Genomic DNA, 21940 nt, shown 5'->3' with positions numbered 1-21940 from the left:
GGCCCCTCCTGCCCGCGGACGCACCCCGCGGGCAGGAGACGTGACCTCAGCGATACAGACGCACGTCCGCCACACTCCACCAGGAGCCCGACGACGCGGTCTGCGTGATCTTCACGTACCGGGCGAGGGTGAGCCGGAGGTCGACGTTGGTGAGCTGCCCGACGCCGGTGCCGGTGGCCTTGGTGGTCCAGTGCTTCCCGTCGAGGCTGGTGCTGACGGCCCAGCCGCGGGGGTAGTCGCCCAGGTTGTCGCCGGCGTCGACGGCGACGCGGCGGAGCTCGGTGATCTTCCCGACGTCGAGCTGGACGTACTGCCCGGGGGTCTGGGCGGCGCCGGAGGACCACCGGGTGGAGGCGTCGGCGTCGATGGCGAGCTTCGCGTCGTCGGGCGCGCTGGACGCGGTCGCCGTGGCGTGGGCGAGCGAGACGGGCAGGAGCCCCGCGAGCGCGGTCCCGGTGAACGCGCCGCTGGTCGCGGACGCGGGCCAGGTGAACGTCGCGAGCGACCCGCCGGGGAGCGTGTACTCGAACGTCTTCGAGCCGACGGCGACCGCGAAGGACCGCGGGTCGTCGTTCTCGTTGTGGACGACGAGCGCGGTGGAGCCGTCGGGGTTGCGGAACGCGACGTCCATGAGCTGGCCGTTCCAGCCGGTGGTGCCGAACGACGTGGAGCCGATGCGGACGGCGCCCTGCTTCACGAACTTCGCCAGGTGCCCGATGGTGTAGTACTCGGCGTTCTTGCTGTAGGTGCCGTCGGGGTGGACGGCGAGGAACCCGGTGCAGGTGTCGCAGCCGCCCAGGTGCGGGCCGCCGTCGTCGTCGAGGGCGAGGTTCCAGTCCGCGACGGTCTTGGCCCAGTTGCGGGTGGTGCCGAGGGTGATGGTGCGGGCGTGCCACTTGAGGGTGTCGCTGAAGTACTGCGCCGGGGTGTCGGTGGCGCCGTGGGAGCCGGAGCACTCGGTGAAGTAGATGCCCTTGTCGGGGTGGGCGTCGTGGAGCGCGGTCTGGGCGCTGGGGTCGCCGGCGTAGCAGTGGTAGGCGGTCCCGGCGACCCACTTCGCGGCGGCGGAGTCGAGGATCTGGTACGGGTAGTCGGTCTCGCCGCCGGTCTCGTCGGGCGGGGCGGACGCGGCGTCGTTGGGGTGCGTGGACCAGTTGTGGTCGTAGGCGAGGATCTTGGTCTGCGGGCTGGCTTTCTTCAGGAGCGGGCCGAGCGCCTCGATGACCTTCTCCTCCTGCTTGACGCCCATGTCGGTGCCCGGGTACTCGGAGGGGGTCCGGTTCTGGGGCTCGTTCTGGACGGTCAGGTAGTCGACGGGGACGCCGGCGGCGGCGTACGCCTTGACGTACTTCACGAGGTAGCGGGCGTACGCGTCGTAGTACGCGGGGTCGTCCTTGAGGCGGCCGCCGACGAGCGAGTCGTTCGTCTTCATCCAGGCGGGCGGCGACCAGGGGGTCGCGACGACCTGGATGGACGGGTTGAGCTTCTTGGCCTGGCGGAGCAGCGGGAGGATCTGCTTCTCGTCGTGGGCGATGGTGAAGTGCTTCAGAGCGAGGTCGGTCTGGCCGGGGGCGACGTCGTCGTAGGTGTAGTGCTCGCTCGCGGCCGTGAAGTCGGACGACCCGACGGGCTGGCGCAGGAAGCTGACGCCGATGCCGTCGGACGGGCTGAACAGGTCCCGCATGGCCTGGGTGCGCTCGGCGGGGCTGAGCTGGTAGAGCACGGCCGCGGTCGAGTCGGTGAGGGCGCCTCCGAAGCCGTCCATCGTCTGGTAGGTGGTGGCGGGGTCGATCGTGATGGTCGTGCGGGTCGAGCTGCCGGTCGTGAACCGGGTGGGTGCCTGCTCGGTGAGGCGCTGCGTGCCGTCGGGCGTGGTCACCCAGACGCGCACGTCGTCGGCGCCGGCGTGGCCAGGGTGGGCGTCCGCGGCGAGCGCCGGGGTCAGCGCGAGCGCGGCGGACGCGGCGAGCGCGGTGCCCGCCACGGCGGCGCGGCGTCGCGGATGGTGCGCGGTGGATGGTGGCGTCGGTGACGTCATGGTCGTTCCTCTCGTCGTCGAGCGGTGGCTCCCCTGCCGCGGCGCCCGCGGAGCGCTCCGTCGTGGAACACTCCATGGAACATCTGCGTCCCAGGCGCCGTCTTCTCTCATCGATGCACCTGTTCTGGCTGGATGTCAACGCGTCCCAGTCCGTCGTTTATGATCCATCCGTGGAACGCAACGAGGCGCGCGGCGATGGGTAGGCGGCCCAGCGGCCGGGTCACCGTCCGGCAGGTCGCCGACGCCACCGGGTACTCCGTCGGGACCGTGTCGCGCGCGCTCAGCGGCCATCCCGCCGTCGCCCCTGCCACCCGCGAGGAGATCCTCACGACGGCCGCCCGCCTCGGCGCGCCCGCAAGCCCGCGGTCGCCGCGCCGCGCGCCCGACGCGCCCGTCCTCGTCCGCTGCCCCTACGTGCTCGACGACTACTTCGGGCGGGTCGTCACGGCCGTCGTCGAGACCCTCGCGCTCCACGGCCGCCGCGCCGTCCTCGACACCGGAGAGACCGCCCGGGACCGTCCGGCGGTCCTCGCACTCGCCGACGACCGCGACCTCGCCGGCGCCGTGCTCGTCCTCCCGCCCGAACCCGTGCGCACGCTCGAGGCGCTGCGCGCGGGCGGGTTCCCGTTCGTCGTCGTCGACCCCATGACCGCCCTGCCCGCCGACGTCCCCACCGTCTCCGCGGCGCACCTCACCAGCGCCCGCGCGCTCACCTCGCACCTGCTGGACCTCGGGCACCGGCGGATCGGCGTCGTCGGCGGGCCTACCGAGTGGCTCGCCAGCCGGTCCCGGCTCGCCGGGCACGCGTCGGCGCTCGCGGACGCCGGCCAGCTGCCCGACCCGACCCTGCGGCGCAGCGTCCGGCCGACGGCGGACGACGGGTACGCGGCTGCCCGCGAGCTCCTCGACGAGCCTGGCCCCGGCGGGCCGCCGACGGCGGTCGTGGCGTTCAACGACAAGGTCGCGTCGGGTGTCCTGCGGGCCGCGGCGGAGCGCGGGCTGCGCGTCCCGGGCGACCTGTCCGTGACCGGCTTCGACGACCTCGACCTCGCGCGCTCCACCGTCCCCGCGCTCACGACGGCGCACCAGCCGCTCGAGGAGATGGGCCGCATGGCCGTGTCGCTGCTCGTGCGGCTCGTGGCCGGTCAGGCTGTCGACGCGCTCCACGTGTCGCTCGCGACCGAGCTCGTCGTGCGCGGCTCCACCGCCCCGCCGAGGTAGACCGCGGAGGTCTACTTCGGCGAAAAGTTGGGGTCTGGCAAGCGTCAGGTCTGTTGCCCGGGCATCTGGTCTGGTAGACACCCCGCATGAGTCGTGCGCTGGCGCTCGGGGAGTGCTCGTCGTGGTCGGTGTGCTCGTGACCGCGGGGTGCGCGATCCAGTCCGACGCGGCGTCGTCGCCTCCCGCCCTGGCCCCGGCCTCGACCGGCCCGACGGCGTCGGCTGCGGACGACGTCGCCGACGGGCAACCAGGGCCCGCGCCGACATCGTCGTCTGGGGTGACGGGGGACGCGCGGTGCACCGACGGCAAGCCCGTGGCCATCAAGGGCTACGAGGTCGGCGCGTTCGAGGGCTGGTGGAACAGCACGCCTGCCGACGCCGACGGCGACTACTCCGACCCGTCGACGTGGCCGAAGGAGGTCCTCCAGCACCCGGCGACGGCGCGGGTCGTCACCGACACCGGTCACGTCCTCGAGGTCTGCGACCGGGGGACCGGACTCGACGTCGCGGGCTACACGGCCCCGAAGGACCACCACGGCTGGCCCCGGCACAGCGTCGTCCTGCTCGACGCACGGACCGGGAAGCTGCTGGCGACGCTGAGTTCCGGCTCTGCCGGCGCGTGGGGCCGGCCCGTGTCACCAACCCCTAGGTGTGATGTCCAGGGACGTTGTTCCGATCTCGTGATGGCGACACGGGCTCGGGTTACCGGATGACGAAGGCCTCCGGTTGTGAAGTGGAGCTGTCGAGGAACCACTTCGCACCAACCGGAGGCCTTCATGTCCCACGCTAACGCCCTGCTGACCTCGAAGACGCGGCTGAGACTCGCACGCGTGGTCGTGGACAGCGGCTGGACCTACTCGGCCGCGGCGAAGATGTTCATGGTCTCGGCGCGCACCGCGAAGAAGTGGGCCGATCGGTACCGGGCCGAGGGCGCCGCGGGATGGGCGACCGCAGCTCGCGTCCGCGTCGCAGCCCGACCCGCACCCCGCAGCACGTGGTCAAGCAGGTCGTGCGGTTGCGGTGGCGTCACCGCCTGGGCCCGGTCCAGATCGCTGGACGCCTTGGCATGCCTGCCTCCACGGTCCACGCGGTGCTGGTGCGGTGCCGGATCAACCGGCTGGCCTGGATCGACCGGGTCACCGGCGAACCGCTGCGCCGTTACGAGCACGACCACCCTGGCTCGCTGATCCACGTCGATGTCACGAAGTTCGGCAACATCCCCGACGGGGGCGGACACCGCTACGTCGGGCGTCAGCAAGGAGACCGCAACCGGATCGCTACCACCGAGCGGACCGGTGGTCCCCGCAACCGCTGGCACAACCCGTTGATCGGGCGCGCCTACGTCCACACGGTCATCGATGACCATTCCCGTCTGGCCTATGCCGAGATCTGCTCCGATGAGAAGGGCACGACCGCGGTGGGCGTGCTCGAGCGCGCCGTGGCCTGGTTCGCCGAACGCGGAGTGAACGTCGAGCGAGTGCTCTCGGACAACGGATCGGCCTACCGCTCCCACGCCTGGCGCGATGCCTGCAACCAGCTCGGGATCACTCACAAGCGCACCCGCCCCTACCGTCCGCAGACCAACGGGAAGATCGAACGCTTCCACCGCACGCTCGGCGACGGTTGGGCCTACGCCCGCTTTTATGCCTCAGAGACCGAACGCCGGGTCGCCCTGCCCGGATGGCTCCACTTCTACAATCACCACAGACCCCGCTCCGCGATCGGCAACCAGCCACCGATCACCCGGCTGACCAACCTCCCTGGACATCACAGCTAGTCCTCGTGCCCGACGTGTTCCTCGGGCACCTCGGACCACGCGTCGAGCAGCGCGCGGGCGTTGCCGGTGACGCGGGCCATGAGCTCGAGGAGCGTCGCCCGCTCCGCGTCGGTGAGTCCGGCGACGAGCTGCGCCTCGAGCCCGTCCAGGTCGGCGCGCAGCGGGCCGGCGACGGCGCGGCCCTCGGGCGTGAGGTAGAGGCGCACGAGGCGGTTGTCGGCGTCGTCCCGGCGGCGCACGACGAGCCCCGCTGACGCCATCCGGGTCGCCATCTTGACGATGGTCGGCGTCGTGACGTGGATGGCGGCGGCGAGCTCGCCGGGCGTCTGGCCGTCCCGCTCCGCGAGGCGCTCGACGACGAGGTTCTGGCCGAGGTGCAGCCCGTGGCGTCGCAGGACGACGGTCAGGGCCGCGCGGAAGGTCTTCGACGCGAGGGTGTACGCGTCGCTGACGTCGGCCATGGGTCCTCCTGAGGTCGTGGCTGCCGGTGGGTCGGCGCCCGCACCCCGATGGTATCGATCGCCGGCTATCGACCGGATGGTGATATCGATTGACGGCTAATGACCAGCCGTCTAGCGTGTCGATAGCCGGCAAACAATCGATCCGCACCGGAGGCACCCCATGACCACGACCGACCTGTCCCGGACCACCGTCGAGGCGCCCGCCGACCCCCGCCGATGGTGGGCGCTCGCCGCAGTGGCGACCCTGCAGCTCATGGTCGGCCTCGACCTCACGATCATGAACATCGCTCTGCCGTCGGCTCAGCGTGACCTCGGCTTCGCCGACGCCGACCGGCAGTGGGTGATCACCGCGTTCGCGCTGGGCTACGGCAGCCTGCTGCTCGTCGGCGGCCGGGTGTCGGAGGCGATGGGACGCCGACGGGCCCTGCTGGTCGGGGCCGCGGGCTTCGCGGCGGCATCGGTCGCCGGTGGGCTCGCCGGGGACACGGGCGTGCTCCTCGCCACCCGCGCCGCCCAGGGTGCGTTCGGCGCGCTCATGACCCCGTCCGTGCTCGCCACCCTGTCGACGACCTTCCCGGCCCCGCCCGAGCGCGGGAAGGCGTTCGGCGTCTACGGCACGGTCATGGGCAGCTCGTCCGGCCTCGGCCTCCTGCTCGGCGGCCTCCTCACGCAGTACCTCGACTGGCGCTGGTGCATGTTCGTCAACGTCGTCGTCGCCGCGGTCGCGGTCGGCCTCACGGTCTACGCGGTGCGGCCCGTGTCTCCTGTGCGTCGTCCGCTCGACCTCCCCGGCGCGCTGCTCGCGTCGCTCGGCCTGGTCGCGCTCGTGTACGGGTTCGCACGGGCGGAGACCGACGGCTGGGGCGCCGGCGTCACGGTCGGCGCGCTCGTCGTCGGCGCGGCGCTGCTGGTGGGCTTCGTCGCCGTCGAGGCGCGCGTCGCGAGCCCGCTGCTGCCGCTGCGCGTGGTCCGCGACCGGCACCGTGGCGGGTCCTACCTCGCCGTGCTCAGCCTGGCCGTCGGGATGTTCGCCGCCCTGTTCTTCCTGACGTTCTACCTGCAGGACGTGCGCGGGTGGTCGCCGGTCCGCACGGGCCTCGGCTTCCTGCCCCTGACCGTCGGCCTCATGGCGGGCGTCCGGTTCGTGAGCCCGCGCCTCGCACGGCCGTCGGCCGTGCTCCTGATCCCGTCGGGGCTGCTCGTGATCGCCGCCGGCCTGGCGCTGCTCGGCCTGCTCCACGCGGACAGCGGCTACTAGGCGCAGGTCATGCCCGTGTTCCTCCTTGTCGGGGTCGGCACGGGCTGGGTGCTCGTGACCGCCAACAGCGTCGCGACCGCCGGCGCGGGGCCCGACACGGCCGTCGCGGGTGCGATGGTCATGACCTCGCAACAGGTCGGCGCGTCGCTCGGCACCGCGCTGCTCAGCACCGTCGCGGCGGACGCGGCCGCGTCGTACCTCGCGCGTCACCGGGTCGCCCCCGTCGACGCCGTGGTGCACGGCTTCGGCGTGGCGAGCTGGGGGCGGCAGGGCTGCTCGTGGTGATGGCCGCCGTCGTCCTCCTGGTGCTGTCGCGGGGCACCGCGCGGGCGGCCTGACCCCTACCGGCCCGGCGCGACTCGCGGCCGGCCCCGTCCCGGGAGCCGGAGCGCGACGACCGCACCGACGAGCGTGAACGCCGTCGCCCACCAGAAGGCGTGCGCGAGGCCTGCGGGCCCGGGCCCGTGCTCGACGACGGCGCTCGCGATCGCGCTCTCGAGGACGACGGCGAGGACCGCGGTCCCGAACGACCCGCCGAGCTGCTGCGTGGCGCGCGTCAGGATGCTGGCGTGGGGGACGTCGGCCGGCTCGACCTCGAGGTACGCGGCGGCCATTAGGAGTGACCATGCATCGAAGTTCGGTGTGGAGCACCTGCAGGCGGCGCTCGGTGCGCAGCCGGCTGCTGGTCCTGGACGAGGCTGAGGTCGGTGACGATCGCGTGCGGGACCTGATCGAGATCTTGACCTTGTTCTGCGCGCGCCTGGATGGGCGCCGCTCCGTGCGCAGGCGGGCGGATGCCGCGGTGGCGGCGATGTCAGCGGCGGGTGGGAGCGTGGGGTCGTGACGTTGCAGGGGTTCCGGGTCGAGCTCGCGCCGGACGCTGTCGCGACCTGACCCTGGCCGACCGTCGGTGGACCTGCGAGTGCGGCACCACCCACGACCGCGACAGGACGGCCGCCCTCAACCTCCTACGCCTCGCCGCGTAGACGACCCGGTCGCCGGGCAGTTCCCCGGAGACCCAAAACGTCTGCCGAGACCACGTCAAACCCTGAATCCTCGGGGCAGAGGCCAACGAAGCAGGAAGAGAGAATCACCGAGATTCTCCGAACGGGAGGAGCAGCATCGCGCCGAGGAGATCCTGCTGACCGGCCGTGCGCTGACGCTCGACGAGATCGTCTCGATCGTCGACGAGGTGTTCCTCCCGCTCGTCTCGCCCCGCCCCGCCGCGCCGCAGTAGTACGGCAGCCTCTCTACTTCACGGGAGGGTGGGGCGCCGTACGCCCGCGAGGAGCTCGAGCGCGATGGTGCGGCTGGCGTCGCCCCGGTCCTCGACGGCGCCCATGGGGAAGGGCGCGTCGTCGTCTCCGATGGTCCCGAGGACGAGCGCGCCGAAGGCCAGGGTGGCGCGCAGGAACGCCTCGGCCGCGGCGTCGGGCCCGGCGAGGATCTGGACGAGGCGGCGCAGCTCTCGCCCGGACGCACCGTGGAACTCGTCGCGGTTCATCACGGTGGGGTTGGTCTGGCTGAAGCGCATGGCGAGGCCCAGGGGGCCGTCGAAGAGGGTGCGGAGGCGTTCGACGAGCTCGACGTCGCGTGCCTCGCCGGGTGGGACGGTCCCGAGCCAGTCGACGACGTCGCCGACGGTGCCGTAGTAGTCCTGGAGGGCCGCGCGGACGATGTCGTCCTTGGTGCGGAAGTGGTAGTAGAGCGCGGCCTTGGTGACGCCGACGGACTCGGCGATCTCGCGCAGCGAGGTCTTGTCGTAGCCCTGGTCCACGAACAGGCGCATGGCGGTGTCGAGGATCTCGCGGCGTGTGCCGGACCCGTCGCGTGGCATCGGACCTCCTGGCTCTAGGGCTCCGGCCAGCCTACCCGTCGGCCTACTTGACGACCGGCTAGGAACGTGCTTACCTGTCGTCCGGCAAGGTTATTAGCCGGGCGACAGGTAAGCGAGGATCCCATGACCACCACGACCCGCACCGAGGCGTCCCCCGAGGCGTCGGCGCCACCCCTCCGCATCGGGCTGATCCTCACGAGCCTCGTGCTCGCGATCGTCCCCATCCAGCTCGACGGCCTCGTCGCCGCCACCGCAGCCCCGACCATCGCGGGCGAGCTCGGCGGCTTCGCCTCGATCGCCTGGATCGCCACGACCTACCTGCTGACCATGGCCGTCGGCACGGTCCTGGCCGGCCGGCTCGGCGACATGTTCGGCCGCAAGCGACTCCTGCTGCTGGCGCTCGTCGTGTTCTTCGCCGGGTCCGCGTGGGCGGGCCTGAGCCAGGCGATGGGCGAGCTGATCGTCGCCCGCGGCCTCCAGGGGCTCGGCGCCGGCATGGCCCTCACCACGCTCCTCGCCGTCGTCGCCGACGTCGCCCCGCCCGACAAGCGCGCCCGCTACAGCGCCGCGCTCGGGGCGGTCGCGCCCTTCTCGATGATCATCGGCCCGTGGGTCGGGGGCATCGTGACCGACCACCTCGGCTGGCGATGGATCTTCCTGCTCAACCTCCCGATCGTCGCGCTCGCCATCGCCGGGGCCGCACTCCTCCTCCGGCTCCCCGCGGTCAGCAGGTCCGGCCGCGTCGACGTCGCCGGGCTCGCCGCGGTCTCGATCGCGAGCACCGGGATCGTCCTGGCCGTGACGTGGGGCGGGCACCAGTACGCCTGGGTGTCGTGGCAGGTGGTCGGCGCCGCGCTCGTCGCCGCCGCAGCCGTCGTGGCCCTCGTCCCGATCGAGCGCCGCGCCGCCCACCCGATCCTCCCGCCGGACCTGTTCCGCAACCGCGCCGTCGTCGCGAGCATCGCCGTGATGTTCTTCGGCACCGGCGCCATCCTCATGGGCGCCATGAACTACCTCCCGCTCTACCTGCAGCTCGTGCAGGGGCGGTCCGCCAGCAGCAGCGGACTGCTCCTCCTGCCGCTGCTGCTCCCGGCGATCGCCGTCGCGATGGTCACGGGCTCGTGGACGACGGCGCCGCGCCGGTTCCGCCCCGCGATCCTCGCCGGGACCGCGGTGCTGGTCGTGGCCTGCGGGCTCCTCGCCACGATGGACGCCGGGACGTCCGCCTGGGTCACCGCGGGCTACATGGCTCTGGCCGGGGCGGGCGTCGGGTTCCTGTTCCAGACGCCGCTCGTGCTCGTCCAGAACACCGCCGCCGCCCGCGAGGTCGGTGCGGCGACCGGCGCCGCGCAGTTCCTGAGGACCCTCGGTGGCGCGATCGGCGTCGGCGCGCTGGGGACGGTCTTCACCGGCACGGTCACGCGCCACGTCGACGCGGCGCTCGCGGGCGGGTCTTCGGGCGCTCCGTCCGGGCTGGACGTCGCGAGCCTCACGCCCGAGCAGCTCGGCACCCTCCCCGCCGCCGCGCGCGACGCCGTGACGTCCGCCGTCGTCGCCGGGAGCTCGGCCATGTTCTGGGTCGCGGCTGCGGGCGCTCTGGCCGCCGTCGTCGCCGCTCTCCTGCTCCCGCGCGTCGCCGCGACCCCCGCAGACGCCGTGACCCGCGCGAAGTAGGACGGCGGCCGTACTACTTCGGCGCGGAGAGGGTGCGTGGAGGGGGATGATCGGAGCATGGCCCCCTCCGCGCGCACTCCTGACATCGAGTTCGAGGTCGTCGACAACCCCGACGAGTCCCGCTACGAGGCGCGCACCCCGGACGGCGACGTCGTCGGGGTCGCGGACTACCGCCGCAGCTCCACCCCGCGCGGGCCGCGGATCGTCTTCCCGCACACGTTCGTGCTGCCCGAGCTCGAGGGGCACGACATCGCGGCCTCGCTGGCCCGGCGCGCGCTCGACGACGCCCAGGCGGCGGGGGCGCGCGTCGTCCCCGTCTGCTGGTTCATCGAGGGTTACATCGAGCGCCACCCCGAGTACGACGCGCTCGTCGAGCGCTGACCCGCACCCGCCCCCGCGCCGGCCCGCCACCCCCTGCGCCGAACACGGGCTGACGGGGGCGCCGTCGTCGGCCATGATGGGCGGGTGAGCGACGCCGACGCACTCCACCTGGTCGTGACCCACAACCGCGAGCACGAGCGGTACGAGGTCCGGACCGAGGACGGCCGGTTCGCGGGCTTCACCGCCTACTGGGTCCGTGGTGACCGGGTCGTGTTCCTCCACACGGTGGTCAAGGAGGAGTTCGAGGGGCACGGCGTGGGATCGTTCCTCGCGTCCCACGCGCTCGACGACGTCCGGTCGCGCGGGCTGCGGGTCGTCTCCGTCTGCCCGTTCATCCACGCGTACGTCGAGCGGCACCACAAGTACGACGACCTCGTCGAGGCCGCGCGCCCCGAGGACCTCGACCCGGACGCCTGAGCGTCCGGGTCGAGACCGTCGTCAGCGGACGGTGATCGTGACCTTCGCGGTCCGGGGCGCGTCCTTGCCCGCCAGCACGGCCTTCGCCTTGGCGACGTCGACGACGAGGTACGCGCCGTCGTCCTGCGTCCCGTTCGGCTGGAGCTTGGTGTGCAGGGCGAAGGGCGGCGCGACGTCCGTCGAGGCCTTGCCGTCGGCGCCGGAGAGCCCGTCGATGCCGAAGTCCGAGTCGTTCGACACGAGCAGCTTGCGGCCGCCGTCGACGAGGTCGATGCCCTCGACCTTGTCGTGGCCGAAGAACCCGCCGGACGCGTCGAGCTTCGTCACGAGCGCGCCCAGGTCGAGGTAGAGCGACTTCTTCACCGGCGTGACGCCCGCGGCCCGCAGGATCGCGTCGCCGTCGGGGCTCTGCGACGCGTCGGTGAACAGGTACTCGAGCGGTCCGGCGCCGGTGCTCGTCCCCGGGACCTCGAGGCCGTAGGTCGTGTCGTAGTGCGCGCCGCGGACCCGAGCCGACGGCCCGATGTCGGTCGCCTTCGCCAGGTCGATCTCGTAGACCTTCTTGTACGCGCCGGGCTCGGCGTTCCCGTCGCGCTCGTCGACGAGGAACTTGGTGCCCGAGACCGCCGTGATCTCGCTGACGGCCGTGCCCGTCGTCGCCGGGTCGTCGAGCACGTACGCGTACTCGTGCGTCGTGCGGGTCCTGAGGTCGAACGTGACGACGCGCGTGAACGGGATGTTCTTGCTCTTCGCCTGGTGGGCGGGGTCGATCGTGAGGGCCGCCTGCGTGATCCCGACGAGCGTCTTCCCGTCGGGCGTGATCGTCAGGCCCTCCATGCCCTTGTTGGGCTCGCGGAACTTCAGCTCGCGGGGCAGCGACCCGTCGAACGGCGAGAACCGCCCGAGCTCCTTGCCGTTCTTGTCGAAGTGGACGATGTACGGGCCGTACTCGTCGGAGACCCAGAAGGTGCCGTCCCTCGCGGCGACCAGGCCCTCGGAGTCGAGCCCGTTCGCGGACGTCGGGAGCGTCTGGCCGTCCATGCCGAGGATGGTCTCGCCGGCGTCCGCCTGCGGGTTCTCGAGGCCGTTGAGGGGCGTCCCGTCCTTCGCCTTGAGCGGGATGGTCCGCAGGAGCGTGGCCTGCCCGTCCGCGCCGAGGCGGAACTCGCCGATCGCCGGGGTGAACGACGGCAGCGGTTCGACCTTGCTGCCGTCCGGGCCGTCGACGTTGGGACCACGGTCCGTCAGCCCGTAGATCACGTCGTCGCTGCCGGGCTTCGCGACGACGGCCGACCCGTACGCGCCGCCCGAGATCTCGACGTCGCCCACCTTCCCGAGCGGGGCGACGTTCGTCGCGTACTGCGTCGCGGCGTCCGTGGTCGCGTAGGTGAACGCGTCGGTGCCGCGGAAGCCCTTGTCGGGCGTGTAGAGGAACGAGCCGTCGGCCTGCTGGGTCAGGGTGCCGTGCGCGGTCTTCGTGCTCGAGACGAGCTGGAGACCCTTCGGGTCGTTGGCGAGCGGCGTGAGGACGCTCGTGACGCCGCCCGTGACCGTGGCCTTGTCGGCACGCGGGGACGACGACGTCGCGTGCGTCGGGTGGGACGGGTGCGGGCTGCGGCCGTGCGCGATCGCGGGCGCGGCGACGCCGGCGAGACCGAGACCGAGGAGCGCCGCGACCGCGGCGGTGCGGGACCTGAGCATGGGGAACGACCTCTCGTGCGAGGGGCTCCACCGGTCGGGCGGTCTGCGTCCGCGCCGGCGGAGAGCGACGCTCGGGACGCTAGGGCCTGTTTCGGAATTGTGATGTGACCTGCGGTTTCGTCATGATTGAGGTCGTGGGCGATGGGCCGGGGCGGCATGATCTGAGCGATGAGGCGTGGGCGGTGCTGGCGCCGTTGCTGCCGGTCAGGGCGCGTGGACGCAAGGCGCGGTTCTTGCGTCGGCAGATCGACGGGATCCGGTTCCGGGTCCGCACGGGGTGCCCGTGGCGGGACGTTCCTGGCGACCGGTACGGGCCGTGGGGTAGCTGCTATCGCCGGTTCCGGGACTGGCAGCGCGACGGGACCTGGGGGCAGGTGATCGACCGGTTGCGCACGATCAGCGACGGGGCCGGGCTGATCGGGTGGGACCTGAACATCGACTCCACGATCGCTCGCGCTCACCAGCACGCCGCCGGTGCTCGCCGTGACCCGCAGGCGCAGACCGAGCCGCCGGGCGCCGAGCCGGTCGACCACGGGCTGGGGCGTTCCCGGGGCGGGTGGACCACGAAGGTGCACGCGGCCGCCGAGCAGGGGCAGAAGCTGATGGGCATGGTCGTCACGGCCGGGCACCGCGGCGACAGCCCGCAGTTCGCGCCCGTGCTCGCCACCGTCAAGGTGGCCCGTCCCGGTGGGGTCGGTCGCCCGCGCACCCGCCCGGACCGAGTCCGCGCCGACCGGGCGTACACCTCGGCCACCAACCGGGCCCTGCTGCGTGCCCGTGGGATCGCCGCGACGATCCCGGAGAAGGTCGATCAGCAGGCCAACCGCAAGAAGAAGGGCTCGGCCGGTGGGCGACCGCCGAAGGTCGACTTCACCGACTACAAGCTGCGGTCCGCGGTCGAGTGCATGTTCAACCGCCTCAAGCGGTGGCGGGCGGTGGCCACCCGGTTCGACAAGCTCCAGGTCCGCTACGAGACCACCGTGACCGTTGCCGCGATCGACGACTGGGTGGCCGCGATCGTCCGGGCCGCCTGAGCGCTGGCATCCTTGCGGGCGTGGAGTACTACGCCGCCCCCGAAGGACGCGACGACGTTGATCAGCCCGACCGGGGCGACCTGATCGACCTCGTCAACGAGCTCGACACCGACACCAACACGTTCTTCATCGTCTTCCCACGTGACGACGACCTCGAGTGGTCCTACGCCGTCTCCAAGAAGATCAGCGCATTCGGCGGCTTCGAGCTCGACCGCTTCGATCCCGCCGCCGGCGCCCACGACATCACCACCGCCGCCGACCCCCACACCATCGCCGAAGACATCCTCACCTGGATCCGCCGGCGCTAACCCATTCCGAAACAGGCCCTAGGCCGCACGGCGGAGGACGAGGCGACCGGCCGGCGTCGTGCGGGCGACGCGGTGGTGAACGTCGGGGGCGAGCTCCCGCAGGTCAGACCAGGCGCAGCCGTCCGAGCGCGACCTCGCGGCACAGCGCGTCGGCCGTCGTCTCGGCGGAGAGGTCGGACGTGTCGAGGGCGTGGCCGCCGAGCTCGCCGAGGTCCTCGAACTGCTGCCACAGGGCGAGGACGGGTCCGGGGTCGACGAGGGCGTCCGGGCCGGTGCGCTGCTGCGCTCGGCGCAGGGTGGTCGCCTGATCGGGCCGCAGGACGACGTAGTGCACCGCGACCTCGGGGTGCTGCGCCGCCACGCGTCGGTAGTGCGGCAGCATCCAGGGTCCGACGACGCCGTCGACGACCGTCGTGTAGCCGCCCGCCGCGTAGCCGAACGCTGCGGCGGCGATGATCCCGACGACCGTCTGGTTCTGCTCGTCGGCCTCCGGCAGGTAGGGCGGGACGGCGCCTCGGACGATGGCGTGCCAGAAGTCGTCGGTGTGGAGGTGGACGCTCCGGTCGAACCGTCGGGCGACGTGCCGGGCGACGGTCGTCTTTCCCGACCCCGGGGAGCCGCTGACGATGACGAGGTCCGTCACGAGGCGCCCCTCCTGGTGGTCGGCGCGGCGCCGACACCCGCCGGCTCGTGGGGCGACCAGGCGCCCTCGTCCCTGATGGCCCGGGTGATGCGCCGGCTGATCTCGCGCAGCTGCCGGGCCTGGGGCTGCGTCAGCCGGTCGAGGACGAGGCGGTGGACGGTCTCCGCGTGCCCGGGGTGGCGTCGTCCACCTTCTGCTGCCCGAGGTCGGTGAGGATCGCGAGCGTGAAGCGGCCGTCGTCGGGATCGGGCGTGCGTCGGAGCCAGCCCCGGGTCTCGAGACGTGTGGCCGCGCGGGACAGCCGCGAGAGCGAGCTGTTCGCGTACCCGGCCAGGACGCTCATCCGGAGCGTGCGGTCCGGGGCCGTGGACAGCGCGTAGAGGACGCCGTACTCGAAGTGCGTGAGCTGGGCGTCGCGCTGCAGCTGACCGTCGAGGGCGGCGGGCAGCCACTCCAGCACGGTCGCGAGGGCGGCCCAGATCTCGAGGTCGGCACCTTCGAGGACGGCGGCGGTGCGCGGGTCGGGCATGGCAGCAGCGTACCGACGTCTCGGCGCTCGCGGCACGACTTTCACTTGCTCGGGAAAGCCATGACATGTCACGATGACTTGACTGGGCAAGTGAAGTTGGACGAGTAGGACCGAGCGAGAGGGCGCACGTGGAGCTGGGGCTGACGGGGAAGAGGGCGTTCGTGAGCGGGTCGACGCAGGGGATCGGGTACGCGATCGCCGAGGCGCTGCTCCGCGAGGGGGTCAGGGTCGTGGTCAACGGACGTCACGAGGACGGGGTGCGGCGCGTGGCCGACCGGCTGCGCGCCGCCGTGCCGGGGCCGACGTCGCCGGGATCCCGGCGGACTTCGAGGACCCCGCGCAGGTGGGGCGGCTGCTCGACGAGCTGGGGAGGTCGACGTCCTCGTCAACAACGTCGGCGTCTTCGAGGTCAAGGAATTCGATCACATCACCGACGCGGACTGGCAGCGGTACTTCGACGTCAACGTGATGAGCGGCGTGCGGCTGTCCCGGCACCTGCTCGGCGGCATGCTGGCCCGCGGCTGGGGCCGGATCCTCTTCGTCGCGAGCGAGTCCGGCGTGAACGTTCCCGCCGACATGACGCACTACGGCGTGACGAAGGCCGGGACGCTCGCGCTGAGCAACGGCCTCGCGAAGCTCACTCGCGGCACGGACGTCACCGTGAACACGATCCTCGGCGGGCCGACGTACTCCGACGGCGTCGCTCGCGCGATCGAGGAGCTCGCGCAGGCCCAGGGCGAGCCCGTCGACGACCTCAAGAACGCGATCGCCGCCGGGAACCGGACGTCCCTGCTGCAGCGGTTCCTCGAGCCGGCCGAGATCGCGAGCCTCGCGGTGTACCTCGCGAGCCCGCTCTCGTCCGCGACCAACGGCGCTGCGGTCCGCGCCGACGGGGGCGCCCTCTCGGCGATCCTCTGACGCCGCGACGCCGCGACGCCGCGACGCCGCGACGCCGCGACGCCGCGACGCCGCGACGCCGCGACGCCCGACGGCGCCGGCGCCGGCGCGGCCGGCCGCGGGCGGGTTCAGTCCCCTGCAGGACCGGTGGGCAGGGCTGCCGCCCGCTCGTTCAGGTAGCGCTGCTCGACGACGCTCGTCGTGAGCTCCGCGGCGATCTCGTACTCCGCACGCGCCTCGACGGTCTCGCCGAGCCGTTCGAGCAGGTGGGCGCGCACCGCGTGCAGGCGGTGGTGACGCCGCAGCACCCGGTCGGTCCGGAGCGGCTCGACCATCGCCAGCCCCGCCGCCGGCCCGGCGACCTCGGCGACCGCGACCGCGTGGTTCATCGTCACCACCGGCCCGGGCGCGACCCGCTCGAGCATCCCGTACAGCTCGTCGATCTCGGCCCAGTCCGTCTCGTCCGCGGTCGCGGCCTCGTCGTGCACCGCGGCGATCGCGGCCTGGAGCTGGTACGGGCCCACGGGTCCGACGGGCAGCGCCGCCTCGACGAGCGCCACCCCTCGGCGATGAGGTCCCGGTCCCAGCGGCGGCGGTCCTGCTCGGCGAGCGGGACGAGCGCGCCGTCCGCCGTCGTCCGCGCCGCGCGTCGGGCATGGGTGAGGAGCATCAGCGCGAGCAGGCCCGTGACCTCGTCGTCGGACGGGACGAGCCGGTGCAGCTCGCGGGTCAGCCGGATCGCCTCGTCCGCGAGCGAGACGTCGACGAGCCCGGCGCCGGACGTCGTCGTGTGCCCCTCCGTGAACACGAGGTACAGGACCTGGGACACGGCCGCGACCCGCGCGGGCAGCTCCTCGACGGGCGGCGGGACGAACCGCGCCCCGGCCTCCCGGAGCCTGGCCTTGGCCCGCGAGATGCGCTGCGCCATCGTCGGCTCGGGGACGAGGTACGCGCGGGCGACCTGCGCCGTCGTGAGCCCCGCGACCGCGCGCAGCGTGAGCGCGACCTGCGACGCGGGCGGCAGCACGGGGTGGCAGCACAGGACGAGCAGGGTCAGGGTGTCATCGTGCTCGGGCGCCGCGAACGCGTCGGCCCCCGGCGCGAGCAGCCCGCCCGACGGCGTCCGCGCAGCGTCCTCCAGCTCGCGGCGCTCGCGGGCCGAGTCGGAGCGCCACGCGTCGACGTAGCGGCGCGACGCGACCGTGACGAGCCACGCCTTCGGGTCGCGGGGAGACCGTCGACGGGCCACGACCGCGACGCCGCGACGAGGGCCTCCTGCACGGCGTCCTCGGCTCGCCCGAAGTCGCCGTGGTGCCGGGCGACCGCGGCGAGGACGTCCGGCGCGTGGCGGCGCCAGACGTCCTCCAGGGCGGGGTCAGAGGACGTCGTCGGCTCCGAGCCGCTCGTCGTCGAAGACCATCCCGGGTCGCAGCTCGACGGTGTCGCCCGGCCCGGCGAACCGCGCCGCGACCGCCTCGGCGCGCTCGCGCGTCGCGCAGTCGATGAGGAAGAAGCCCGCGAGCTGCTCCTTGGTCTCGGCGAACGGGCCGTCGGTGGCGACGTGGTGGTCGCCGTCCCAGCGGTACACCGTCGACGACGCCGGCGACGCGAGGGCCTCCGCGACGACGAACTCCCCGGTCTCGTGGAGCTCGGTGAGGAGCGCGTCGAACTCGCGGTCCATCACGGCCCGCTGCTCGGCGGGGACCGCCTGGCCCTCGGGAGTGTGGTCGATCGTCGGGTGGCCCCACGGCTGGGGGTTGGAGTGGATGAGGACGACGTACTTCATGGTGATCTCCGTGTGCTCGGTCCGTGCGCCCGGAGGCGCCCTTCCTGGGGTACGTCGGAGCCCGTCGACCGTTCTCGACAGCCTCGACAGCTCTCAGCGGCCGGATCTGCGGGCCCGTGCCTGCAGCCACCGTGGCAGCCACCCTGCGGGGACGAGGACGAGCAGCGGCCACATGCTCCACGACGGGAAGACCAGCACCAGGACGAACGCGAGCGCGAACCCGCCCGCGGTGGCCCATCGCGCGGCCTGCGGGACGTCGGCGGCGGCGAGGAGCCCGTGCCGCTCGAGCTCGAGCTCCTCCAGCACGAGCGCGACGACGGCGACGAGCATCGTGCCGACGTACAGGCCGTGGGCTCCCCGGTCGTCGCTCTGCGCGTCGACGATCAGGACCGTCGGGACGGGCAGGAACGCGATGCACGCGAGCCAGAGGAGGTTGTAGGTCACGGCCCGGTGCGTGGCGCCGGTGGCGTCGGCGAACACGCCGTGGTGGGTCCGCCAGAACACACCCACGACGAGGAAGGTCAGCGCCGCGGCTGCGAGCTCCCAGCCGCTGTCCGAGACGAACTGGGCGGCGGAGCGGCCGTCGAGCTCGCGCGCGCTGTCGACGATCGGCAGCACGACGAGCGTGATCGCGATCGCGACGACCGCGTCCGAGAAGAACAGCAGCCGGTCGAACGCGGCGCCCCGGAAGACCCGCGGGCCGTCCGGGGCGCTCCGGGAGGCGTCGGTCACGCCGCCCCGCCGAGGGCGTCGGAGACCACGTCCTTCGCCTCGGCCTGGACCTGCTCGAGGTGCTCCGCGGACACGAACGACTCGGCGTAGATCTTGTACACGTTCTCCGTGCCGGACGGCCGGGCCGCGAACCACGCGTTCTCGGTCGTGACCTTGAGCCCGCCGATCGCGGCGTCGTTGCCGGGCGCCTTCGTGAGCCGGCCGGTGATCGCCTCGCCGGCGAGCGTCGTCGCGGTGACCTGGTCGGGCGAGAGCGCGGCCAGTGTCGCCTTCTCCTCGAGCGTCGCGGGCGCGTCGACGCGCGCGTACCAGGACTCGCCGTACCGCTCGACGAGGTCCGCGTGGTGCTGCGACGGCGACCGCCCGGTCGTCGCGAGGATCTCGGACGCGAGCAGCGCGAGGATCAGTCCGTCCTTGTCGGTCGTCCAGACGTGGCCGTCGCGGCGCAGGAACGAGCCGCCCGCGGACTCCTCGCCGCCGAACCCGACCGACCCGTCGAGCAGGCCGGGCACGAACCACTTGAACCCGACGGGCACCTCGACGAGTGTCCGACCGAGCCCCGCCACCACCCGGTCGATCAGGGCGGACGACACGAGCGTCTTGCCCACCGCCGCCGACGACGGCCAGCCCGGACGGCGTGCGCCGTCGTCCCCGGACCCGTACAGGTAGGAGATGGCGACGGCGAGGTAGTGGTTGGGGTTCATGAGGCCGGCGTCGGGGGTGACGATGCCGTGCCGGTCGGAGTCGGCGTCGTTGCCGGTCGCGATGTCGTAGGGCGTGGTGCCGTCGGCGGCGGGCTCCATCCGGTGGCGCAGCGACGCCATCGCGTACGGGGACGAGCAGTCCATGCGGATCTTGCCGTCCCAGTCGAGCGTCATGAAGCTCCACGCCGGGTCGACCGTCGGGTTCACGACGGTCAGGTCGAGCCTGTAGCGCTCGCCGATCGCGCCCCAGTAGTCCACCGACGCGCCGCCCAGCGGGTCCGCTCCGATCCGCACGCCCGCGCCGCGGATCGCGTCGACGTCGACGACGTTCTGCAGGTCGTCGACGTACGCCGCCAGGAAGTCGTGCTTCTGCGTGCTGGGGACGCTGACCGCGACCGACAGGGGCACGCGCTTCACCTGCCCGACGCCGGTCCGCAGGATCTCGTTCGCGCGGTCCGCGATCCAGCCGGTCGCCTCGGAGCCCGCGGGCCCGCCGTGCGGCGGGTTGTACTTGAAGCCGCCGTCACGCGGGGGTTGTGCGAGGGCGTGACGACGATGCCGTCGGCGAGGCCGGGCCCGCTCGTGCGGAGGCCGTCCGCCGACGTCGCGCCGTTGAAGGTGAGGATCGCGTGCGAGACCGCGGGCGTGGGCGTCCACGAGTCGCGCGCGTCGATGCGGACCTCGACGCCGGCCGCCGCGAGCACCTGCAGCGCCGACTCCCACGCCGGCAGCGACAGCGCGTGCGTGTCCCGCCCGATGAACAGCGGACCGTCGGTGCCCTGGCTGCGCCGGTACTCGAGGATCGCCTGGGTGATCGCGACGATGTGGTCCTCGTTGAACGCCGAGTCGAGGCTCGACCCCCGGTGGCCGGAGGTGCCGAAGACGACCTTCTGGGCCGGGTCCTCCGGGTCCGGGTGGCGGTCGTAGTAGGCGCCCACCACGGCGTCGACGTCGATGAGGTCCTGGGGCTGAGCGGGGGTTCCTGCACGCGGATCCATGGCGCCATCCTGCCAGCGCGGGGAGCCCTCCGCGCGGTCCGCGCCCGACGTCACACCGCGGGCAGCGGGACCTCCCGACGGCGCGGCCCGAGCCGGGCGGTGAGCGCCAGGCCGAGCGTCGCGGCGGCGACCGCCAGGCCGCACACGACGACGAACGCGCCGCTCGGCATCCCGGCCACGAGGGCTGCGAACACTGCGGCCCCGACGGCCAGCACGAGCGACTGGACGACGACGTCGTTGGTCTGCATCGCGGCGCTGTTCACGCCCTGCTCCGCGGGCCCCGACGCGTCCATCACCATGACCGCGAACGTCGGGTTCGACAGGCCCATGCCGAACCCCGCGAGCGTCCACAGAACGGCGACGGGCCACAGCGGGAGGTCCGGGGCGACCGCGAGCGCGCTCCCCGCCGCCCCCACGACGACGCACGCCGCCCCGAGCCGCACCCGCCGCGCCGGCGACGCGAGCACGGGCGCGTGCGCGCCGAGCCACGCCGCGGCCGACCACGCGACCGCCGACGCCGTGAGCAGCAGCCCCGCGGTCGTCAGCGACATGCCCCGGTGCTCGACGAGCGACAGCGGCAGGTACGTCTCGGCGCCGAGGTAGCCGGCCGCGACGAGGCTCCGCGCGCTCATCGTGCTCGGCAGCCCCCGCCGGCCCGTCCACGTGCCGACGGGGAGCAGGCGGGGTGCCGCGACGACGACGGCCGCGACCGCGGCGACCAGCAGCGCCGGTCCGACGAGTCCGCGGCCCTGGCCGGAGCCGCTCGTCACGAGGAGCGCGACCGACACCGGGAGCGACCACGCGAGGGCGCGGCGACCGGTGGCGGGGCGCTTGCCGCGGCTCTGTGCGGGCGCGGCGGGCTCGTCGTCGCGCTGCGCGGCGAAGGCCTCGTCGACCCGGCGCAGCGCACCCCGGAGGAGCCCGAAGGACGCGAGCGCGAGGGGCGGCACCGACAGGAACACCCAGCGCCAGCCGACCAGCTCCGAGACGAGCCCGGCGATCCCCGGCCCGACGAGCGCGGGGAGGACCCACGCCCCGGCCATGACGCTGAACACGCGGGCGCGCAGCTGCTCGGGGAACACACGGCCGACGAGCACCCACAGCCCGACGCCGGTCAGGCCCGTCGCGTACCCCTGGACGGCACGGGCCAGCAGGAAGACGGGCATGCTCGGCGCGAGCCCGGCACCGACGAGCCCGACGACGAACAGCCCCACCCCGAGCCGGAGCCCGCGGCCGGGTCCCCGGCGGTCCATCGAGCTGCCCGCCGCGGCGCGAGCGACGACGCTCACGGCGAGCGGCACGGAGAACGCGAGCGCGATCGCCCCCACGGCATGCAGCTCGCGCGCCACCGCGGGCATCGCCGTCGAGACGGCCATGGCCTCGAACGCCTCGAGGAACGCGAGCACGAACACCCCGACGAGCACCCGTCCCTGCGCCCCGGCCCAGAGCCGCTCGCGCGGCTCTCCCGGGGACGGGTCGGTGCCGCCGACCGGTGGGGAGGTGTCCTGCCCGGGGCGCCCGTCGAGGGCCGTCGCGTCCGCCATC

At 73.2% G+C, this 21940-nt stretch carries 22 protein-coding genes and 4 pseudogenes; 13 read left to right on the top strand and 13 right to left on the bottom strand.

The window, feature by feature from the left end; genetic code table 11:
- Window positions 1-46: 46 nt before the first annotated feature.
- Entirely contained in the window at window positions 47-2038 is a 1992-nt protein-coding gene (locus QQK45_RS05890; RefSeq protein WP_284292466.1) for a glycoside hydrolase family 30 beta sandwich domain-containing protein, read from the bottom strand.
- A gap of 195 nt (window positions 2039-2233) precedes the next feature.
- Between QQK45_RS05890 and QQK45_RS05885 the strand changes: the two genes are divergently transcribed.
- From QQK45_RS05885 to QQK45_RS05875, 3 genes and pseudogenes are all read left to right on the top strand, one after another.
- Window positions 2234-3259: a LacI family DNA-binding transcriptional regulator gene (locus QQK45_RS05885; RefSeq protein WP_284292465.1), complete on the top strand. Its 1026-nt coding sequence runs from the start codon at window positions 2234-2236 to the stop codon at window positions 3257-3259.
- A 112-nt stretch (window positions 3260-3371) separates the two neighbouring features.
- Window positions 3372-3971 (top strand): hypothetical protein, encoded by a 600-nt coding sequence (locus QQK45_RS05880; protein ID WP_284292463.1) that lies wholly within the window; start codon window positions 3372-3374, stop codon window positions 3969-3971.
- Window positions 3972-4034: 63 nt separating this feature from the next.
- Window positions 4035-5035 (top strand): annotated as a pseudogene (locus QQK45_RS05875) (IS481 family transposase).
- On the opposite strand, the gene QQK45_RS05870 reads toward QQK45_RS05875, so the two are convergent.
- Complete coding sequence (locus tag QQK45_RS05870) at window positions 5032-5496, bottom strand: MarR family winged helix-turn-helix transcriptional regulator (RefSeq protein ID WP_284292462.1); 465 nt, start codon at window positions 5494-5496, stop codon at window positions 5032-5034. The pseudogene QQK45_RS05875 and the gene QQK45_RS05870 overlap by 4 nt on opposite strands.
- 160 nt (window positions 5497-5656) lie before the next feature.
- Here QQK45_RS05870 and QQK45_RS05865 point away from each other — a divergent pair, with 160 nt between their 5' ends.
- Window positions 5657-6754: an MFS transporter gene (locus tag QQK45_RS05865; RefSeq protein WP_284292461.1), complete on the top strand. Its 1098-nt coding sequence runs from the start codon at window positions 5657-5659 to the stop codon at window positions 6752-6754.
- 9 nt (window positions 6755-6763) lie between these two features.
- Complete coding sequence (locus QQK45_RS05860; RefSeq protein WP_284292460.1) at window positions 6764-7039, top strand: MFS transporter; 276 nt, start codon at window positions 6764-6766, stop codon at window positions 7037-7039.
- 56 nt (window positions 7040-7095) lie between these two features.
- Here QQK45_RS05860 and QQK45_RS05855 read toward each other — a convergent pair whose 3' ends face one another.
- Window positions 7096-7368, bottom strand: a complete 273-nt coding sequence (locus tag QQK45_RS05855) for an MFS transporter (protein WP_284292459.1) — start codon at window positions 7366-7368, stop codon at window positions 7096-7098.
- 150 nt (window positions 7369-7518) lie between these two features.
- On the opposite strand from QQK45_RS05855, the gene QQK45_RS22985 reads away from it, so the two are divergent.
- Complete coding sequence (locus tag QQK45_RS22985) at window positions 7519-7740, top strand: zinc ribbon domain-containing protein (protein WP_431310234.1); 222 nt, start codon at window positions 7519-7521, stop codon at window positions 7738-7740.
- A 269-nt stretch (window positions 7741-8009) separates the two neighbouring features.
- On the opposite strand, the gene QQK45_RS05850 is transcribed toward QQK45_RS22985, so the two are convergent.
- Window positions 8010-8591 (bottom strand): TetR/AcrR family transcriptional regulator, encoded by a 582-nt coding sequence (locus QQK45_RS05850; RefSeq protein WP_284292458.1) that lies wholly within the window; start codon window positions 8589-8591, stop codon window positions 8010-8012.
- A gap of 123 nt (window positions 8592-8714) precedes the next feature.
- Here QQK45_RS05850 and QQK45_RS05845 point away from each other — a divergent pair, with 123 nt between their 5' ends.
- The 3 genes from QQK45_RS05845 (at window position 8715) to QQK45_RS05835 (ending at window position 11063) form a co-directional block, all read left to right on the top strand.
- Window positions 8715-10265: an MFS transporter gene (locus QQK45_RS05845; protein ID WP_284292457.1), complete on the top strand. Its 1551-nt coding sequence runs from the start codon at window positions 8715-8717 to the stop codon at window positions 10263-10265.
- A gap of 57 nt (window positions 10266-10322) precedes the next feature.
- Window positions 10323-10646, top strand: a complete 324-nt coding sequence (locus QQK45_RS05840; RefSeq protein ID WP_284292456.1) for a GNAT family N-acetyltransferase — start codon at window positions 10323-10325, stop codon at window positions 10644-10646.
- Between the two features lie 84 nt (window positions 10647-10730).
- On the top strand, window positions 10731-11063 hold the full coding sequence (locus QQK45_RS05835; protein ID WP_284292455.1) for a GNAT family N-acetyltransferase: 333 nt from the start codon (window positions 10731-10733) through the stop codon (window positions 11061-11063).
- A gap of 21 nt (window positions 11064-11084) precedes the next feature.
- Here QQK45_RS05835 and QQK45_RS05830 read toward each other — a convergent pair whose 3' ends face one another.
- The gene (locus tag QQK45_RS05830; protein ID WP_284292454.1) at window positions 11085-12764 is read right to left on the bottom strand and encodes an esterase-like activity of phytase family protein; all 1680 of its coding nucleotides are present in this window, start codon (window positions 12762-12764) and stop codon (window positions 11085-11087) included.
- A gap of 122 nt (window positions 12765-12886) precedes the next feature.
- Here QQK45_RS05830 and QQK45_RS05825 point away from each other — a divergent pair, with 122 nt between their 5' ends.
- Complete coding sequence (locus tag QQK45_RS05825) at window positions 12887-13798, top strand: IS5 family transposase (protein WP_284291714.1); 912 nt, start codon at window positions 12887-12889, stop codon at window positions 13796-13798.
- 20 nt (window positions 13799-13818) lie between these two features.
- Window positions 13819-14106 carry a hypothetical protein gene (locus QQK45_RS05820; protein WP_284291717.1) on the top strand — a complete coding sequence of 96 codons (288 nt, stop codon included), beginning with the start codon at window positions 13819-13821 and terminating at the stop codon, window positions 14104-14106.
- Between the two features lie 103 nt (window positions 14107-14209).
- Here the strand turns inward: QQK45_RS05820 and QQK45_RS05815 are convergent, their stop codons facing one another.
- Together QQK45_RS05815 and QQK45_RS05810 are read right to left on the bottom strand one after the other, a co-directional pair.
- The gene (locus QQK45_RS05815) at window positions 14210-14749 is read right to left on the bottom strand and encodes an AAA family ATPase (protein ID WP_284292453.1); all 540 of its coding nucleotides are present in this window, start codon (window positions 14747-14749) and stop codon (window positions 14210-14212) included.
- 130 nt (window positions 14750-14879) lie between these two features.
- On the bottom strand, window positions 14880-15278 hold the full coding sequence (locus QQK45_RS05810) for a MarR family winged helix-turn-helix transcriptional regulator (protein ID WP_284292452.1): 399 nt from the start codon (window positions 15276-15278) through the stop codon (window positions 14880-14882).
- Window positions 15279-15406: 128 nt separating this feature from the next.
- On the opposite strand from QQK45_RS05810, the pseudogene QQK45_RS05805 reads away from it, so the two are divergent.
- Together QQK45_RS05805 and QQK45_RS05800 are read left to right on the top strand one after the other, a co-directional pair.
- Window positions 15407-15508 (top strand): annotated as a pseudogene (locus tag QQK45_RS05805) (oxidoreductase); the annotation flags it as partial.
- Window positions 15509-15686: 178 nt separating this feature from the next.
- A pseudogene (locus QQK45_RS05800) lies at window positions 15687-16196 on the top strand (SDR family NAD(P)-dependent oxidoreductase); the annotation flags it as partial.
- 107 nt (window positions 16197-16303) lie between these two features.
- Here the strand turns inward: QQK45_RS05800 and QQK45_RS21955 are convergent.
- The 6 genes and pseudogenes from QQK45_RS21955 to QQK45_RS05775 all read right to left on the bottom strand — a co-directional run bounded on the left by QQK45_RS21955 (window position 16304) and on the right by QQK45_RS05775 (window position 21939).
- A complete protein-coding gene (locus tag QQK45_RS21955; RefSeq protein ID WP_348525158.1) occupies window positions 16304-16600 on the bottom strand; it encodes an RNA polymerase sigma factor in 297 nt (98 codons plus the stop codon).
- Window positions 16567-17424, bottom strand: coding sequence for an RNA polymerase sigma factor (locus tag QQK45_RS05795; protein WP_348525157.1), 858 nt, complete (start codon window positions 17422-17424; stop codon window positions 16567-16569). The genes QQK45_RS21955 and QQK45_RS05795 overlap by 34 nt, the downstream gene beginning before the upstream one ends.
- A gap of 126 nt (window positions 17425-17550) precedes the next feature.
- Window positions 17551-17961 (bottom strand): YciI family protein, encoded by a 411-nt coding sequence (locus QQK45_RS05790; protein WP_284292451.1) that lies wholly within the window; start codon window positions 17959-17961, stop codon window positions 17551-17553.
- Between the two features lie 93 nt (window positions 17962-18054).
- The gene (locus tag QQK45_RS05785) at window positions 18055-18693 is read right to left on the bottom strand and encodes a TMEM175 family protein (protein WP_284292450.1); all 639 of its coding nucleotides are present in this window, start codon (window positions 18691-18693) and stop codon (window positions 18055-18057) included.
- Window positions 18690-20395, bottom strand: a pseudogene (pgm, locus tag QQK45_RS05780) (phosphoglucomutase (alpha-D-glucose-1,6-bisphosphate-dependent)). Before pgm ends, QQK45_RS05785 begins: the two are co-directional and overlap by 4 nt.
- 50 nt (window positions 20396-20445) lie before the next feature.
- Window positions 20446-21939, bottom strand: a complete 1494-nt coding sequence (locus QQK45_RS05775) for an MFS transporter (RefSeq protein WP_284292449.1) — start codon at window positions 21937-21939, stop codon at window positions 20446-20448.
- Window position 21940 lies beyond the last annotated feature (1 nt).

The sequence above is a fragment of the Luteimicrobium album genome (genome assembly GCF_030161555.1).
Lineage (GTDB): Bacteria > Actinomycetota > Actinomycetes > Actinomycetales > Cellulomonadaceae > Luteimicrobium > Luteimicrobium album.
The sequence above is the reverse complement of the archived record's forward strand: the minus strand, read 5'-3'. Positions and strand labels throughout refer to the sequence as shown.

Bases quoted from the DNA above. Each gene is read 5' to 3' on its own strand.
- QQK45_RS05825 (WP_284291714.1), top strand. From the start codon at position 12,887: ATGATTGAGGTCGTGGGCGATGGGCCGGGGCGGCATGATCTGAGCGAT.
- QQK45_RS05790 (WP_284292451.1), bottom strand. From the start codon at position 17,961: ATGAAGTACGTCGTCCTCATCCACTCCAACCCCCAGCCGTGGGGCCAC.
- QQK45_RS05850 (WP_284292458.1), bottom strand. From the start codon at position 8,591: ATGCCACGCGACGGGTCCGGCACACGCCGCGAGATCCTCGACACCGCC.
- QQK45_RS05870 (WP_284292462.1), bottom strand. From the start codon at position 5,496: ATGGCCGACGTCAGCGACGCGTACACCCTCGCGTCGAAGACCTTCCGC.
- QQK45_RS05845 (WP_284292457.1), top strand. From the start codon at position 8,715: ATGACCACCACGACCCGCACCGAGGCGTCCCCCGAGGCGTCGGCGCCA.
- QQK45_RS05810 (WP_284292452.1), bottom strand. From the start codon at position 15,278: ATGCCCGACCCGCGCACCGCCGCCGTCCTCGAAGGTGCCGACCTCGAG.
- QQK45_RS05855 (WP_284292459.1), bottom strand. From the start codon at position 7,368: ATGGCCGCCGCGTACCTCGAGGTCGAGCCGGCCGACGTCCCCCACGCC.
- QQK45_RS22985 (WP_431310234.1), top strand. From the start codon at position 7,519: ATGGGCGCCGCTCCGTGCGCAGGCGGGCGGATGCCGCGGTGGCGGCGA.
- QQK45_RS05890 (WP_284292466.1), bottom strand. From the start codon at position 2,038: ATGACGTCACCGACGCCACCATCCACCGCGCACCATCCGCGACGCCGC.
- QQK45_RS05885 (WP_284292465.1), top strand. From the start codon at position 2,234: ATGGGTAGGCGGCCCAGCGGCCGGGTCACCGTCCGGCAGGTCGCCGAC.
- QQK45_RS05840 (WP_284292456.1), top strand. From the start codon at position 10,323: ATGGCCCCCTCCGCGCGCACTCCTGACATCGAGTTCGAGGTCGTCGAC.
- QQK45_RS05830 (WP_284292454.1), bottom strand. From the start codon at position 12,764: ATGCTCAGGTCCCGCACCGCCGCGGTCGCGGCGCTCCTCGGTCTCGGT.
- QQK45_RS05775 (WP_284292449.1), bottom strand. From the start codon at position 21,939: ATGGCGGACGCGACGGCCCTCGACGGGCGCCCCGGGCAGGACACCTCC.
- QQK45_RS05860 (WP_284292460.1), top strand. From the start codon at position 6,764: ATGCCCGTGTTCCTCCTTGTCGGGGTCGGCACGGGCTGGGTGCTCGTG.
- QQK45_RS05865 (WP_284292461.1), top strand. From the start codon at position 5,657: ATGACCACGACCGACCTGTCCCGGACCACCGTCGAGGCGCCCGCCGAC.
- QQK45_RS21955 (WP_348525158.1), bottom strand. From the start codon at position 16,600: ATGCTCGAGCGGGTCGCGCCCGGGCCGGTGGTGACGATGAACCACGCG.